Annotated in this window: 16 protein-coding genes; 10 read left to right on the top strand and 6 right to left on the bottom strand. The window is 35.0% G+C overall.

What is annotated here, in order from left to right:
* Positions 1-26: 26 nt before the first annotated feature.
* On the bottom strand, positions 27-587 hold the full coding sequence (locus ACH0CI_RS10910; protein WP_098999941.1) for a hypothetical protein: 561 nt from the start codon (positions 585-587) through the stop codon (positions 27-29).
* A 330-nt stretch (positions 588-917) separates the two neighbouring features.
* Positions 918-2348, bottom strand: a complete 1431-nt coding sequence (locus tag ACH0CI_RS10905; protein WP_406901413.1) for a PQQ-dependent sugar dehydrogenase — start codon at positions 2346-2348, stop codon at positions 918-920.
* A gap of 315 nt (positions 2349-2663) precedes the next feature.
* Here ACH0CI_RS10905 and ACH0CI_RS10900 point away from each other — a divergent pair, with 315 nt between their 5' ends.
* Positions 2664-3038 (top strand): cupredoxin domain-containing protein, encoded by a 375-nt coding sequence (locus ACH0CI_RS10900; protein WP_406901412.1) that lies wholly within the window; start codon positions 2664-2666, stop codon positions 3036-3038.
* A gap of 252 nt (positions 3039-3290) precedes the next feature.
* The gene (locus tag ACH0CI_RS10895; protein WP_406901411.1) at positions 3291-3452 is read left to right on the top strand and encodes a hypothetical protein; all 162 of its coding nucleotides are present in this window, start codon (positions 3291-3293) and stop codon (positions 3450-3452) included.
* Between the two features lie 338 nt (positions 3453-3790).
* On the opposite strand, the gene ACH0CI_RS10890 is transcribed toward ACH0CI_RS10895, so the two are convergent.
* Entirely contained in the window at positions 3791-4195 is a 405-nt protein-coding gene (locus tag ACH0CI_RS10890) for a hypothetical protein (RefSeq protein WP_406901410.1), read from the bottom strand.
* Positions 4196-4435: 240 nt separating this feature from the next.
* On the opposite strand from ACH0CI_RS10890, the gene ACH0CI_RS10885 reads away from it, so the two are divergent.
* The 7 genes from ACH0CI_RS10885 to ACH0CI_RS10855 all read left to right on the top strand — a co-directional run bounded on the left by ACH0CI_RS10885 (position 4436) and on the right by ACH0CI_RS10855 (position 9930).
* Entirely contained in the window at positions 4436-4753 is a 318-nt protein-coding gene (locus tag ACH0CI_RS10885) for a DUF3243 domain-containing protein (RefSeq protein WP_014460657.1), read from the top strand.
* A gap of 445 nt (positions 4754-5198) precedes the next feature.
* Positions 5199-5894, top strand: coding sequence for a Na-translocating system protein MpsC family protein (locus ACH0CI_RS10880; RefSeq protein WP_014460656.1), 696 nt, complete (start codon positions 5199-5201; stop codon positions 5892-5894).
* A 177-nt stretch (positions 5895-6071) separates the two neighbouring features.
* A complete protein-coding gene (locus ACH0CI_RS10875; protein WP_048018665.1) occupies positions 6072-6287 on the top strand; it encodes a hypothetical protein in 216 nt (71 codons plus the stop codon).
* 139 nt (positions 6288-6426) lie between these two features.
* On the top strand, positions 6427-7116 hold the full coding sequence (locus ACH0CI_RS10870) for a Na-translocating system protein MpsC family protein (protein ID WP_033578617.1): 690 nt from the start codon (positions 6427-6429) through the stop codon (positions 7114-7116).
* Positions 7117-7233: 117 nt separating this feature from the next.
* The gene (locus ACH0CI_RS10865) at positions 7234-7665 is read left to right on the top strand and encodes an ATP-binding protein (protein WP_033578618.1); all 432 of its coding nucleotides are present in this window, start codon (positions 7234-7236) and stop codon (positions 7663-7665) included.
* A gap of 592 nt (positions 7666-8257) precedes the next feature.
* The gene (locus tag ACH0CI_RS10860; protein ID WP_406901409.1) at positions 8258-9520 is read left to right on the top strand and encodes a glycosyl hydrolase family 18 protein; all 1263 of its coding nucleotides are present in this window, start codon (positions 8258-8260) and stop codon (positions 9518-9520) included.
* Positions 9521-9594: 74 nt separating this feature from the next.
* On the top strand, positions 9595-9930 hold the full coding sequence (locus ACH0CI_RS10855) for a L,D-transpeptidase (protein WP_033578620.1): 336 nt from the start codon (positions 9595-9597) through the stop codon (positions 9928-9930).
* 145 nt (positions 9931-10075) lie between these two features.
* On the opposite strand, the gene ACH0CI_RS10850 is transcribed toward ACH0CI_RS10855, so the two are convergent.
* The 3 genes from ACH0CI_RS10850 to lgt form a co-directional block, all read right to left on the bottom strand.
* Complete coding sequence (locus tag ACH0CI_RS10850; RefSeq protein ID WP_034264917.1) at positions 10076-11035, bottom strand: aldolase catalytic domain-containing protein; 960 nt, start codon at positions 11033-11035, stop codon at positions 10076-10078.
* A 472-nt stretch (positions 11036-11507) separates the two neighbouring features.
* A complete protein-coding gene (locus ACH0CI_RS10845) occupies positions 11508-12554 on the bottom strand; it encodes a YeiH family protein (RefSeq protein ID WP_406901408.1) in 1047 nt (348 codons plus the stop codon).
* Positions 12555-12799: 245 nt separating this feature from the next.
* On the bottom strand, positions 12800-13615 hold the full coding sequence (gene lgt, locus ACH0CI_RS10840) for a prolipoprotein diacylglyceryl transferase (RefSeq protein WP_406901407.1): 816 nt from the start codon (positions 13613-13615) through the stop codon (positions 12800-12802).
* A gap of 243 nt (positions 13616-13858) precedes the next feature.
* Here lgt and ACH0CI_RS10835 point away from each other — a divergent pair, with 243 nt between their 5' ends.
* A complete protein-coding gene (locus ACH0CI_RS10835) occupies positions 13859-14428 on the top strand; it encodes a MarR family winged helix-turn-helix transcriptional regulator (RefSeq protein ID WP_028413823.1) in 570 nt (189 codons plus the stop codon).
* Positions 14429-14482: the final 54 nt, after the last annotated feature.

The following is a 14482-nucleotide window of genomic DNA, read 5'->3' as shown; positions in this document are numbered from 1 at the left end:
TGTTAAGAGATTAATCTGTAGATTCACTAGGAAATAAATGTTTTTAATTTTTTAAAATAAGCTAGGCTCAGTTCAACCCAAATCCAACTATAAAGAAAAGTAAATACAAAAATTAAACCAGTAGTAGAAAGAGAAAAATTATTGGGAATCGCAGGACCTAGTACTGGGAATTTGAAACCGTACAATAAGGTAATAATCCCAACAGTTAATAGAGTGGCACCACTTATAACAATGTACAATCTCTTGTTAAAAATGTAAAAAGCAGCGCCTATGCCCATTCCCAATATTCCGGTTGTAAAAGGAAAAATAATAAGTTCACTTGGCTGGATAATCAGAAGAAGCAGATTCGTTAGTGTATAGGTAAGAAACCCTAGAGGAAGCGAAAGTATAAAACAAAAAAGAATGGGTGCGGTAGATAATGGACTAATGAAAATTCCTATTCCTGGTAAAAACCCTCCTGCTGATTGAAAAAGGGCTGCTAAGCTGGCGAAAAGAGCGCCTGATACAAGCTGCTTCGTTTTAGATAGTCTATTAAAAAGAAGCTGTGCAGATTTTACTTCATTTGAAAGAGACTTTAAAAAGTACATGAATTCCACCTCTGTTCACTGTTTTTACATTATAAAGGGTTAAAGATTGATTTAAATCACTGCCCGATATATCAACTCTTACGTGTAATATATGAAGAAATGAAAACAGAGGACTAATAAGTCGCATTTACTTTTACAGAAAGAGGTCGTACTTTCTAAAGGTATGGTACTGTAGCCCATAAAATGAATCTTTTATGGGCTTTATTGATTAAAGGCTTTTTTATTTTTTAGAAAGTTCATTTGCTCATTCCTATAAAATAGCTGGTGGAAAAATTAAGCTATACTTTTTTTTAGGGAAACCAATGTTTAGTCAAATTTTATAAATGTAAATCATGGAACAATTTCGAAAACAGTACCTTGATTAAAGTCAGACACTTTCATAGAGCCATAAACTCCTAAATAAAGCCTCGTTTGATCCAAGTTCGTTCCCAAACTAACGTAGTAAGCTGATTGAGAACCAAAATTATAATCAATTTCCACAACATTAAAATCATTTAGCTTACAATCTGTACCTGTCCTGGTATAAGCTAAAACTCCTCTAACTGGGGATTGAGATTCTTTAACCTGAGCAATATCCGTAAACATAACGCTTCCTGTTAAGCTAGGGATTTTATTTCCCATATATGGCTGAACTCCTGTAAGGGAGGTTCCTCCAAATTTATTAGGGCGGGGATCTTTGTGAAAATAACTAGTTAAAGGCTGAAGACGTCTCGCTGAAGTTTTTACTGCTTCATTGTAATAAGCAATTATTTTCTCATCCAAAGCTGGATTTTCAGAACACCTTTTTATAAATGAAGTTGGAAAATCTCCTTCCCATCCCCGCCATCCAAGGTTAATAAATCCTTCTTGACTGGGTTTAGCTCTCATTAAAGAAGCTTGAACAAGTTGAGAAACAGGTATTGGCTTATAATGAACGAATGAAAAAATAGACTCTACCACGTCTTGTCCCACGTTTCCCACATATTTGATGTACTGACTATAAAATCTTTGAAATGAAATGCCCGTTATATTGCGAACTCCTTTGGCAATGAGCGTAAGGATTTCCTGAATAGGTGAAGGGAGTTCAGTAAAGCGTGTGACTGCGGGTGGATTATGGATGAATGTATTCTTACTTACATCAATTTCAATTATTTTTCCGTAAATCTCCATATCATCCTGACTTAAATTAAAGGGGTCATATCCTGATCCGCCATCTCCGATTGTTAAGATAAGTTTTCCAGTTTCAGGTGAAAAGTTTAAGCTGTTAACACCATTATGATTAAAAAATGGTCTTCTTAAGTTAAGTAACGTCCGTCTTTTTTGAGGTTGACCATTTGGCTGGAAAATCCATTCTTCCACTGTATCAATATGATCATATTTAGTTTCTCTATTTATCCACTTTAGTTTTGAAGTTTTAGGATCACACGGGTTAGGCTTAAAATGTTCGGAAAGTGCACCTGGTCCTTGTGTTCCAGCTACTGAGTAATGAAGATAAAACAGACCGTTATAATAAAATTCTGGATGAAACGCTAGCCCTAGCAGCCCTCGTTCATCATATCCACCGCGAGAAACACCTGGTTCAGAAGTACCCAATTTTATGATTTGTGAGCGAATATCTAAAAAAGTCTGTATAGCTTCATCCCTTATATAAAAGATCTCTCCTACTTGGGTTGCAATAAATAAGCTTTCAAATGAGTCACCTGGGAGTATAGCTGTTTTCAAAACGGTAGGTAAATTTATCTTACTAGCAATAGGCCGTAAACTAACCTTAGCTTTTATCAACTAACTTAACACTCCTTTTAATGTTTTGTCTTATAAGAATATGATTGGAACTGTTCTATTAGTATCAATATTATTTTGTAAAGTGCGGTAATTTGATTGAGAGACGTAATCGAGAAGCTTCTTTCATAGAAGTTATTTAGTGTTGGTTAAGCCTGCTATTTTCTTCTCTCAGCACTCAAGATTCTCCCAATGTTCATAACTATTTGTGACTTCCCAAAATTGAAATTAAGAAAAAATAATAATTAATTCATAAAAAATAGTGATATTATTTTATGAATTGGAAAAGAATATGACTTGTGAAAGGAGTGAATGCAAATGTCTATGAAAAACTGGTTAACGGGATGGGTCTTTTTGTTTGCGATGGTTATCGGTGTGATAACTTCGGGGTCACTCGGTGTTTTGGCCGAATCTGACGTGGTAAGACAGCAAGCCATGGAGGTTCAGCTGAACGATGATTACTTTAATCCAGAAACCATCACTATCCCGAGTGGAAAGACGATAACATTGATATTGAAAAATGAAGGTCAGAAAGAGCATACCTTCACAGTAGAAAAACTCGGTATTGACGCTGAAGTCCAGCCTGGAAAAGAAAAAAACATTACCGTGAAACCACAAAACCCAGGTACATATGAACTGATATGTAGGTATCATTTTAATAGTGGAATGGTAGGGAAAGTGATAGTCAAATAACAAGCAGGGCTAATCGGTCTCTGCTTTTTGAAGTGAATATAGCATACTTTCTTAGTTAACATAATAGATTTTAAAGGTGCAAATAAATCATTCACAAGTTCAAAAAAGTAATAAATATTAATTTGAAATATATACTAAATGAAGAAAAGGCACAGGCAAGTATAGAATAAAAACAGCATGTATATCCACATTATGAAAAAACGTATCCTTAATGCGCGATGAACATTGTTTAATTAAAAGGAGGAGTTTTATATGAGTGATAATCAATCAAATGATTTAGAACAGGTATCAGAGGAATTAGCTGATCTTGAGAAAGAGTTTGCAACAAAGCCTTCTGATCCTTATCCCCATAAATATTATACTGGAGACACTTCTATGGTTTCTACTGCTGAGCCAGGAAACGATAAAGAATAAAAATTTCCCCTTATCTATTAATAGATAAGGAGAAATTTAGAGCATATAAGCTTAAGCACTGTATTTTTCCAGAACCAAAATACATCTCATAAAAAGACAGTTATATTTCATTTATTATTTTAAATTAAAAGTAATCGCTTTCATTTTTTACTTTCCCGAAATCATTTGATAGGTTATAATAAATATCTACAAAAATATTAAATGATATGTAAGCAACAAGCAATTACACCCTTAATATTTAACTAAACAGAAAACTCCCTTAAGGTATTAGGGGAGTTTTTCTGTTTTTATGTACACTATATTATATAAGGGTAATTTACCATAATAATAGGACGAACTCATTTTTCAATTCTAACTAATGTTTTTTCTGGCATATCAATATCGTCAATGTCAAAGTAATGGATGTTTAACGTTAATTTCCTCTCTGGTTCTTTAGCTTCTTCTCCTATCCAACAACTATACAATTCAAAAAAGTCTCCTGATTTAAGATAGCGGTCCATCAATTTGCATAGTGTAATTAGTTTCTCTTTTGATTCTTTGCGCCTGCTCTTATTCATATATTCCGTAATCTCAATTCCCCAGTCACTTGCAACTTCATAAACATAAAGGGTAGTAAATTGGTGTTTCTTTATGTTCAATCGATTTCTTTCATCTGAAAAGCAGCTCCCAATAGTAACTAAATCATCTAATTCCTTATTAATAGGTAATTCTACGTTCGAACCTATATAAGTAGCTAAACTCATTTGTATTCACTCCGTTTCTCATCTAAATAACCCGTTAAGTTTTGTGGAACTAACCTAGGTTGTTAACATCCTGTTATCAAAAAGGTGTTTCACTAAACTTTATTACAAATACTCGAGTTTTATTCAAGGTTTACTATTATTCTACTTAACATATGAATAGGCTGCGAAATGTTTATATACCTGTAAATGGGGGATTTACCATATAAGAACATTGATACCTAATTGGAAGGAGAATGAAAAATGAACAATAATACTGAAACCGTTGAAAATAAAGTAGAGGATAAACTAAATGAAATGAGTCAAGAGAAGAAAGACAACATCCTTTCTAGTTTTAACGAATTTAAAAGTTACTTAGGAGATAAAGTCACAAAAGGTGAGAAACTAGGGTTAAATGATAATCAACTAGCTCTAGCAGCTAAAAAAATAGCTGACTATCTCGCAACCCATGAGGAGCCACAAAATGAAGAGCAATACTTGTTACATGAGTTATGGAAAGTTGGAAACGAGGAAGAACAACATCATCTTGCTCATATGCTTGTTAAATTAGTCAAAGAATAATCTAAATCGATTATAGATTGCGTTTTGCCACTATTTAATAGAGGTTCAAGTGAATTCAATCCACATAGCAAAGAGCCACTTGCGTAAAATAAGTGGCTCTTTTTTCTCTTTCATGCTGCACCTCTTTTTATTTTTTAGTAGGTCCCTGCGATGCATCAATTAAAAGATAAAGCTATATTTCCCCAACAATAATTTGACTACATGCTATAACTCACTTCATTGAAAACATCAGTACGAATCCAACGGATTCGTATTTTTCGGTGACATTCAAAATACGTACCAAGCAATAGAAAGAAGAGGTTTTGAACGTTTATAATTCGGTTAAACATGAAGTAATAAATTATTTTTTATTTATTCTGCATATTTAAATTATTCGTTCGTAATGGTACAATAAAATGATGGAAAGAAGATATGATGCTTCTTTCTTAATAAAGGATGAAGAAATATGGATATTAAGGCTCAGCAAACAAAATTGGCGAATAACTTGGGCAAATTGTTACGAGATAACTTTGGAAAAGGCCCCGAGGCTGTTCATGTTACGATTTATGAACCTTATGTTGTTATTTATGTCAGTGGCTTTGTATCGCCGATGGAACAAGTACTGTTAAACCAGAATGAAGAACTTCAGGTTATGACTACAAGAGAGCTTTTGGTAAAGACTCTTGAACCTCAAATCACTGGTCAAATTAAAGGGATTACAGACCTTGACATCCAGCATTTATATTATGATTGGAATTTAGATCATCACTCCGGAATTTTTGTGGGAGTTTGTCTGGACGATTTGAAAGCCGATTTGACTGAGGGTGACCCTTACCCAGGAAAACAAGCAATTCATGATCGGATTATAAAGATGAGTGAAATTGCACAAAAAGGGCCTGAGAAAATCTCTTCGTATAAATTAAGTGATCGTACATTGGTCATCGTAAGAGAAGGAATACTGGTGGCTATTGAAAAGCAGCTAATTTCGTTGGGTTTTGATGACACCTTACGCATCTCTAAACGCCCTTTGGAAAAAGGAATCTTACGACAAAACGATGACTATGATGAGATATTAAATGCAGACATTCTTGATATTTTTGTGGATTGGGATTTTGAAAAGGATAATAGCATTATTACTCTTATCTTAAAACCAAAAAATTAATGAGGCAGTAATGAATTGGACACATTGTGCCAAACATAAGCCGAGGAAGAAAAGCTCATACCTTTTCTTTTTCGGCTTATTTTTGTTGTTTCAAAAGAGTAAGTCCTTTTGTAACGGAATAATTCCCTAAAATAGCATCTGAAAATAGGATGTGCCAACAGAAAGGATTTGGTCGGTATGGCTGATAATCATGAGATTGTATTGTTTATAAAAGAGCTTCGTCGATTGTTGCAGGATTACCAAAAGCATGACAATGAATTTTACAAAGAAGAAATTAGCAAGGATATAATACTTTTAAGTACTATTATCTATGGAAGTAAAATTGGAATTTCAAATAAAAGAAGAATCTTTAAACATAGGAAATACAAAGGTAAACAGAAACCAATCTATTAAAGATATACTAGTGCGCCTCGTTTACACTTTGGAAAAAGTGAATGCTTATTACCGAAATTGACCTTATGATGAAGAAGGAGTTTTCATAAAACATCACGAATAGTATACCTTATGAAACTAGAAACTAGGTGCACCATCTATGGATAAAACGAAACTGGAAAAAGAATTAAGTAGTTATATGGGAAGGTTACTTCGTGAAAACTTTGGAAGAGGTCCTGGAGGTGTATTCACCGTCATTTCTCCTCCTTTTATAACCGTTTATTTTAAAGCCTTTTTATTACCTTTAGAAAAGGCTTTGCTAGACAAGGGACAAGTTATCTATGTTCAAAAAACACGTGATTTGTTAATGGAGACTTTAATTGAAGAGATAAAAGGATATATACAATTAAATATACATTTAGATATTGAAGAATTTTATTATGATTGGAATTTAGAGCTGCAGTCTGGCATGTTTATCATGATCCATTCTGATAAAAATAACATAGTCAACCATTCCTATAAAAATCAGAAATTGCTGCATAAAGAAGTTGAGGAAGTGACTCAAAAAGCAGAAAAACTTCCTCAAGATGTTTCTTCTTATTTATTAGATCAGAGAACACTCCTTATAATCAGGGAAGGTATTATGGTAAATGTAGAGAAAGAATTAGTTCAATTAGGGTTTGAAGAAAACCTTACATTGGCTAAAAGAAATCTCGAAAAAAGGCTACTCCATGAGCATAGCCAATCATTAGAAGTAATTTTAGATTCAAAGGTAACAGATATACTAGTCGCATGGGATTTTCATAAAGATAAAAGTACAATTCTTCTGATTTTAAACCCAACTTCATAACGGCACTGATAAGCTAGGCACTGAACTAGATGTAGGCCAAAAAGAAAGGTTATCTAACCTTTCTTTTTGGCCTATTGTTTTTCCTCTCCTATTAAAATAAAGAAAGTGGTGATAATGATGCTATTTCAATCGGATGAAGGAAAGGAACCTTTAACTGTTGAGATACACACTGAAGTGGATATAGTAGAAGCGCGTCAGAAAGGACGGATGTTCTCTAACTGCTTAGGCTTCAGCACACTTGATCAAGCCCGAATTATTACGACTATTTCAGAATTGTCCAGAAATATATATAAATATGCCACGACGGGAAAAATTATAATGGAAATAATAGAGAATCAACTTGAAATAGGACTCAAAATAATAGCTATAGATAAAGGACCAGGCATTAAAAATATTCAACAAGCGCTAGAAAGTGGCTATACAACGTCAGGGGGATTAGGCGTTGGTTTATCAGGGGTAAAAAAATTAATGGACGAATTCACCATATCATCTCAAGAAGATCATGGCGTTAACATCGAGGTTATAAAATGGAAAAAAAGAAATAAATAAAAGGAACACAAGTTAAAAGGTTAAGAAAGAACTGACTTCCTCTTTACAAAAGACTCCTTTATTAAATAGGAGATAGCTTCTAAAAATATCATCCCCTGATGATCCTGCTCTAGGATACGGTTAAGATATTTCACATGCTTGAGTTGGTGCCTTCAGCATGTGCTTCTCCTCTATTAACTCTTAGCCGTAGGACAAAAATTTTTCTCCGCAGTAATCACAAGAGGCTTAGAAACATGAGAAAAAGGTGTGGAAAATTATGAGCAATTCCATTTAATCGTTAAATGGAAGGAGCAAGCTCTTATGATAGAGAGCTTGCTCTTTTTATTTCTTAATATAATCCTATCTGACAAAAAAACAACCTGTTTCAAGTACACCAAAAACATACATTTATGATACATAAATTTTGAGATAATCTCTGGAACATTTCTACCCGTATTAGGGGCGCAATAGAGGGGGAGTGTGTAAAGAGATTCCCCCTTACTTAACTCAGTTATATAAACAAACAATACTCATATACATTTATTGAATAGCTTTTTTAAACTTGTTGCGGAATAAAACGTAAATAGATAAAGAGTACATAGGAGGAGAAAACATGTTTGTTCATATAGTTCAGCCTGGTGATACGTTATCTTTAATAAGCAGGAGATATGGTTATTCCGTTGCACAGCTCAGGAGCGTGAATGGGTTAGAAGAAGCAAATATTGTTCCCGGTCAAGCCTTGCTCATAGCCCTATATGTATACACAGTTCAACCTGGTGATACGATGAAAGGTATTGCTAAAAAAGCGTACGTGTCCTTGGAGCAATTGAAAAGGGCTAATCCTTCAGTCTCGTATAACTACTTGCAAGTCGGAATGAAAATAAACATTCCTAACATATCAGACTATATTGCAGGGACACTAGAATACTATGCCGTTCGAAATCCAGAAGCAGATCGCGAGTTAATCAGTGATTTTGCAACGTATTCCTCTTCCATTTCTATCTTTGAATATCATTTTGGCAGCAATGGAGATATTATAAATAATTTAAACGATTTAGTAGCGATTGAAACAACGTGGAAAAATCGCGTTACACCGCTAGTTACGATTACTAATCTAACTTCTGAAGGGTTTAGTTCTGATCTTGCCCATCAAGTTTTAAATAATCCTCCGGCACGAAAAAATCTTGTCGATAATATCTTTGATTTAGTATCTAGAAAAGGATACGGAGGGGTAAATATTGATTTTGAACGTGTGAAGACCGAAGACAGAGACCTTTTTACCGGATTTTTACGTCAACTGAGTGAACGTTTAAAACCTGCAGACTATGTGCTAACAATAGCGGTTCCAGCCAAGACAAGCGAAGATATCCCTTGGTTAAAAGGATATGATTACGGAGGAATAGGTGCGGTTGTTAACTTTATGTTCATAATGGCATATGACTGGCACCATGCAGGCAGCGACCCGGGTCCTGTTGCGCCAATTACTGAAGTAAAGAGAACAGTAGAATTTGCGATAAAAAGTGTTCCGCGAAGAAAACTCATCATTGGCGTTCCTTTGTATGGATACAATTGGTCAATTCCTTACAAGCCCGGCACGGTAGCACCCGCTATATCCAATCAAAATGCTATTAAAACAGCCATGAGATATCAGTCTCCCATTCAATATTCAAAGGAGTACAAATCTCCATTTTTTCGGTATAAAGATCAAGCGGGGCAGATGCATGAAGTATGGTTTGAAGATGTAAGAAGCATGAGTGAAAAAATGGTGTTAGTTCGTCAATTCGGCTTGCAAGCAATAGGTGCTTGGCAATTAACGCTTGGGTTTACGCCAGGACCTTGGCTTTTAAAGAAATTCTTTACTATTAGAACAGTATAAATAGCAGTAGTCATTATGGATTAATCTAGAAAATTTTATGTATAGTAAATTATAAGAGGGTGGGGAGTTCTTCTATGGCAAAAAGGATAGATGTCTCAATAAAGCAGCATCAATTAAAACTATATGATGGAGCTAAATTAGTAAAGACATATCCTATTGCTGTAGGGAAAATGATCACTCCAACTCCAATTGGAAAATTTAAAATCATTAATAAAGATACTACCCCTCCAGCTGTATTTGGTCCCTTATGGATGGGACTGTCAAAGCCTACATATGGAATACACGGGACTAATGATCCAGCTTCTATTGGCAGAGATATGTCACATGGATGTGTCCGAATGGATAATGAAGATATTCTAGAACTTTCCTCTGCAGTTCCCATTGGAACGCCGGTTTATATACATAAATAATAGTTTAAGAAGAGCACGACTGTTTACATTTAGCTAATTGTCGAGATCGAGGGTATCAAAGTTTAAGGATATGCTATACAATCATGGTTTTTTATGTAAGACAAAAAAGCACCCCGGTTAACAGAGGTACTTTTAGTATTTTAACTTATTTTGATGCTGGAGACGTAGTAACTTCTGGAGACGTTACTTTGTCATAAAAATCTACGAATTTGTCACGATCCTCGCTATCACGGTAAGCCATAGCAACACGTGGATGTTCATTCAGCACACCCGAAATCATATAAGGGATGATATAGCCCCATTCCCACTTTTGACGCATTTCAAGCATATGCTTTTCAATTACGCCAAGAATCGGCTTCATCTCATAGCTTGGTTTTGGTATGTAGCTAACAAGCAGCTCTGTGTTACAGTTACCAGCTGCACGGCCCATACCATAAACAGATGAATCAAGGAATGTAACGCCATTACGCATCGCAGTTAATGTATTAGCAAAAGCTAGTTGCATGTTGTTATGGGTATGGATCCCAAGCTGTTTGCTAGGAATCATGGCTTGGAACTTTTTCACTTGATGCTCAATATCCGCAGGGTCTAGGCTTCCAAAGGAGTCAACAATATATACAACATCTACGGGGCTTTTCTTTACCATTTCAAATGCTTCAATAAGCTGATTTTCCGGTACGCTAGATAGTGCCATAATGTTAAGTGAAGTCTCATAGCCTAAATCGTGGAACATTTTTATAAGCTCTAAACCTTTATCTACTTCGCGAATATAGCATGCCACTCGAATCATATCTAACATACTTTGCTCACGCGGCAGGATGTCATTCGGATCTACACGCCCGATATCTACTAAAGCAGATAGCTTCGTGAACTTTTTCTCAGGGATAATTTCTTTGAGAAAGTTATCGTCAAGAAATCTCCATGGGTTGGGCTCAGTTGCTTGAAGAAGCTTAGGTGAATTTTTATAACCGATCTCCATATATTCAACGCCGGCTGCGCTTAGGCCGTTATATAAGTCTTGCACAAATTCAACGCTAAAATCCCAATTATTAATTAAACCTCCGTCACGAATGGTACAGTCTATAATTTTGCTATTATGTTCCATGATATTTATTTCCTCCTATGTCGTCTATTTATGTATATTTTTAAACTTTATCGCTTTTATGCTTTTAAGCACTAAACTCTCCTATTGTGTTTATACCATGACTGATTCAAAGGCGTCAATGTATTTTCTAAATGTGTCTATGCTTTACTGTATTCCATGGGTAGAAGATGCTTCGGATTTTTATCCGCTTGATGCTCTTAAAACAACACCAAGTTCAGCACTACAACCCCTAGTATATACAAACACACCCTTTATTACATCACTACTTACTGCAATAAAGGGTGTTTTTTAATTGAAACCGTTTATTAAGGAGAGGAACTGCCATTAGTATCTAATATAGGTTTAGATTTCTCTATAATTAATCCATAAATTTGGAAAGATATTTAAAACCTGAGAAATAAAAGACTTTTTTCACATTAACAGTTGTATACGAAGTATTAGCTGTTACTTAATCATTTTAATTTACTGGTCTTTACATCGTCCAAAACGTAAGAAATGATAAGAGTATAGAGGTAATAAACATCGCAATCAACGGCTTTAATGCTTTTGTTCGAAGAGCCTTCATACTTACATTTAACCCTAAGCCGACCATAGCCATTGTTAAAAGAAACGTGGTTAGAGTTGAAATATCATTCATGATCGTTTTAGGTATGATAAGGTGCTTGCCTACGACATAACTTCCAAAAATACTCATGATGATAAAACCTATTAAAAACCAAGGAAATTCAATCTTCGTATCCTTTTCCATTTTTCCTGTTCGCTTCATCCAGTACATTAAGATAAAGCTTAATGGCACAAGTAAAAGCACTCTGCCTAACTTAGCCAACAGGCCAATAGCTAGGGCGTCGCGTCCAGCTGGTGCTGCAGCTAGAGCTACATGGGCAATTTCATGGAGACCAACGCCTGACCAAATTCCATATTGAATATTTGTTAAATGTATATAGGGTCTTAAAATGGTATATCCAATCGCAAATAGAGTTCCCACTAAAGCGATAACACCAGCTCCAATAGCTGTATCTTCTTCTTTTGCTTTCACAATCGGAGAAACAGCTGCAATAGCTGCCGCACCGCATATTCCTGTCCCTATTCCTAAAAGAAGAGATAAACCACGATCTGCCTTCATCCATTTGGCTAGAAAAACCGTTAAAACAATTGCAAATAAAGCCGTTCCCACATCGCGAAGCAACAATCCTAACCCATGATGAATAACAACATCAATATTAAGCTTTAGTCCATATAAAACAATCGCATAGCGTAACAGCTTTTTAGAAGAAAATTCAATTCCAGATTTTATTTTTTCAGGGTATCCCCAAATTTGACGATAAATGACTGCCATTATAATTGAACAGGCTAGTGGACCGATATGATTAAATCCCGGGACTTTCGCTAATCCATAAGCAAGTAAAGCAAAAAGAAAAGTAAAAGCAATTCCTCCGGCCCATAAAGAAACATTAGATGACGTCTGGGCATTTGTTCGTAAGAATACAGTCCGCTTTTGGGCTTTATTTATATTTATCACACATTTCATCTCCAATATGAGTTCTTATCAAGCGCGGCTTCACACAAGAAGTGTATGATTTAACTATAAAAGACACTTTATCATTAGTAAAATATAGATAAATCATAATTAAGATTAGAAATATTAATAAACAAAACGAAAAAAGAGCAAGTTGATCTTCAAAGTTACTGAAAATCAATTTGCTCCTTTTGTATGTTTTTATCCTTTAATTCTTTAAAAAACGAGCCATACAAAAATATATGTGCTTATGAGAGAGATACAGCCTTGCTAATTGCTAGACCTTTTTTGCGTCTATACCATAGCAATATCAAACTGCTTAGCACGCAAAGGAAAGAAACTAACTGAGCTATTCTGATATGAGAAGTTAGCATTAAGCTATCCGTACGCAATCCCTCTATAAAAAATCTTCCTATCGAATACCATAGTAGGTAAGTAAGAAAGACTTCGCCTCTTTTTAACAAGGATTTTCTTAGTACGATTAGGACAAGAACACCTATGATGTTCCAAAGTGATTCATAGAGAAACGTAGGATGATAGTAGGTTCCATTGATATACATTTGGTTAATAATAAAATCTGGTAAATGTAAAGCTTCTAAGAACTGACGTGTAACAGGTCCGCCATGTGCTTCTTGATTCATAAAGTTTCCCCACCGGCCAATAGCTTGGCCTAATAATAAGCTAGGAGCTAAAACATCAGCCATTTTCCAAAAAGAAAGATTCTTTTTTCTGCAAAACCATATAGCTGTTAATACAGATCCAATAATTCCACCGTGAATAGCTATGCCTCCATGCCAAATTGCTATAATTTCGCCTGGGTGGTCTTTATAATAACTCCATTCAAAAAGTACGTAGTAAATTCGAGCAGTAACGATAGCAATGGGTAGTGCTAGCAGAAGTAAATCAGAGAGGGTTTCTGAAGAGATACCTCGTTTCTTTCCTTCTTTCGAGGCTAACAAAAAGCCTAAAAAAGCTCCTATCCCTATGATAATTCCATACCAATGGACCTCAAGAGGACCAAGGTGGAAGGCGATAGGGTTTAAAGGTTGTGTGTGTTGGTTCATGTTTTTTCTCCTTTACTTCGTATCGGTTTTCTTACATTTTTTTAGAGTGATATTAAATTAGAGTGCCTTTTTAGTATATCTAATTAGATAAAGAAAGGACAACTTTTGCTTACGAACGGCCACTATTTCTTTGCCTGCTTTAGTGTAACAGAATAGTCAAAATTAAAATTAACAGTATCTTGACTTAATTACCAAAATATACTATTATTTTAGACAATATATTGTCTAAAATGGAGGGCTAATATGGATATTTATAAAGATCTTTTTTTAATGCAGCAAACTTACGCTACCTTATTTTCTCTGGCAAATAAAGTCCAGGTGAAAGGAGATCAGTCTCTTGAACTCTTAACATCAAGACAGCATATGGCGATGGTGGCAATTGCTCATTTACCTGAAGATGAAACAACGTTAAATAATATTGCTAGAAAATTAGGAACCACAAAACAAAGCGTCAAGCAGTTAATTACCATTATGGAAAAGAAGGGGTATGTTGACGTGGTTCCTAGCAGTAAAGATAAACGTGCAGTTAACGTGAAAATCACAAAAGAGGGAAAAGAGGCGCTGCTTGTTGTTTCAGAAAAAGGAATTTTCTTTTTGGAAGACCTTTTTAAAAAGTTTTCAACCGAAGAGTTGGAAATAATGTGGAAGCTTTTAAAGAAACTTTATAGCTTTGACGGGGAAGAACATGATGGATTTGAAGAAGAAGGCAACATCAAAATGGATGAAGATCACAATGAATTACAGTTGAGAGTGATAAGGGAGCTTGAAAGTCGAAGAGTTCAAGCAATTGATAATATAAAAAAGAACTTATAAAAATAAATTTGATAGGCTACTTTACTTTGAAGCATATCGATCCTTTTAATGATT

Origin of the sequence: Priestia sp. 179-F W1.4 NHS (genome assembly GCF_045369295.1) — a bacterium.
Lineage (GTDB): Bacteria > Bacillota > Bacilli > Bacillales > Bacillaceae_H > Priestia > Priestia zanthoxyli.
Note: the sequence above shows the minus strand (reverse complement) of the source record. Positions and strands in the feature narration are given on the sequence as shown.

What these genes read in the sequence shown, in the direction of transcription:
- ACH0CI_RS10850 (WP_034264917.1), bottom strand. Translation starts at nt 11,035, where the DNA reads ATGGAACATAATAGCAAAATTATAGACTGTACCATTCGTGACGGAGGT.
- ACH0CI_RS10835 (WP_028413823.1), top strand. Translation starts at nt 13,859, where the DNA reads ATGGATATTTATAAAGATCTTTTTTTAATGCAGCAAACTTACGCTACC.
- ACH0CI_RS10855 (WP_033578620.1), top strand. Translation starts at nt 9,595, where the DNA reads ATGGCAAAAAGGATAGATGTCTCAATAAAGCAGCATCAATTAAAACTA.
- ACH0CI_RS10870 (WP_033578617.1), top strand. Translation starts at nt 6,427, where the DNA reads ATGGATAAAACGAAACTGGAAAAAGAATTAAGTAGTTATATGGGAAGG.
- ACH0CI_RS10885 (WP_014460657.1), top strand. Translation starts at nt 4,436, where the DNA reads ATGAACAATAATACTGAAACCGTTGAAAATAAAGTAGAGGATAAACTA.
- ACH0CI_RS10910 (WP_098999941.1), bottom strand. Translation starts at nt 587, where the DNA reads ATGTACTTTTTAAAGTCTCTTTCAAATGAAGTAAAATCTGCACAGCTT.
- ACH0CI_RS10890 (WP_406901410.1), bottom strand. Translation starts at nt 4,195, where the DNA reads ATGAGTTTAGCTACTTATATAGGTTCGAACGTAGAATTACCTATTAAT.
- ACH0CI_RS10895 (WP_406901411.1), top strand. Translation starts at nt 3,291, where the DNA reads ATGAGTGATAATCAATCAAATGATTTAGAACAGGTATCAGAGGAATTA.
- ACH0CI_RS10875 (WP_048018665.1), top strand. Translation starts at nt 6,072, where the DNA reads ATGGCTGATAATCATGAGATTGTATTGTTTATAAAAGAGCTTCGTCGA.
- ACH0CI_RS10900 (WP_406901412.1), top strand. Translation starts at nt 2,664, where the DNA reads ATGTCTATGAAAAACTGGTTAACGGGATGGGTCTTTTTGTTTGCGATG.
- ACH0CI_RS10865 (WP_033578618.1), top strand. Translation starts at nt 7,234, where the DNA reads ATGCTATTTCAATCGGATGAAGGAAAGGAACCTTTAACTGTTGAGATA.
- lgt (WP_406901407.1), bottom strand. Translation starts at nt 13,615, where the DNA reads ATGAACCAACACACACAACCTTTAAACCCTATCGCCTTCCACCTTGGT.
- ACH0CI_RS10860 (WP_406901409.1), top strand. Translation starts at nt 8,258, where the DNA reads ATGTTTGTTCATATAGTTCAGCCTGGTGATACGTTATCTTTAATAAGC.
- ACH0CI_RS10880 (WP_014460656.1), top strand. Translation starts at nt 5,199, where the DNA reads ATGGATATTAAGGCTCAGCAAACAAAATTGGCGAATAACTTGGGCAAA.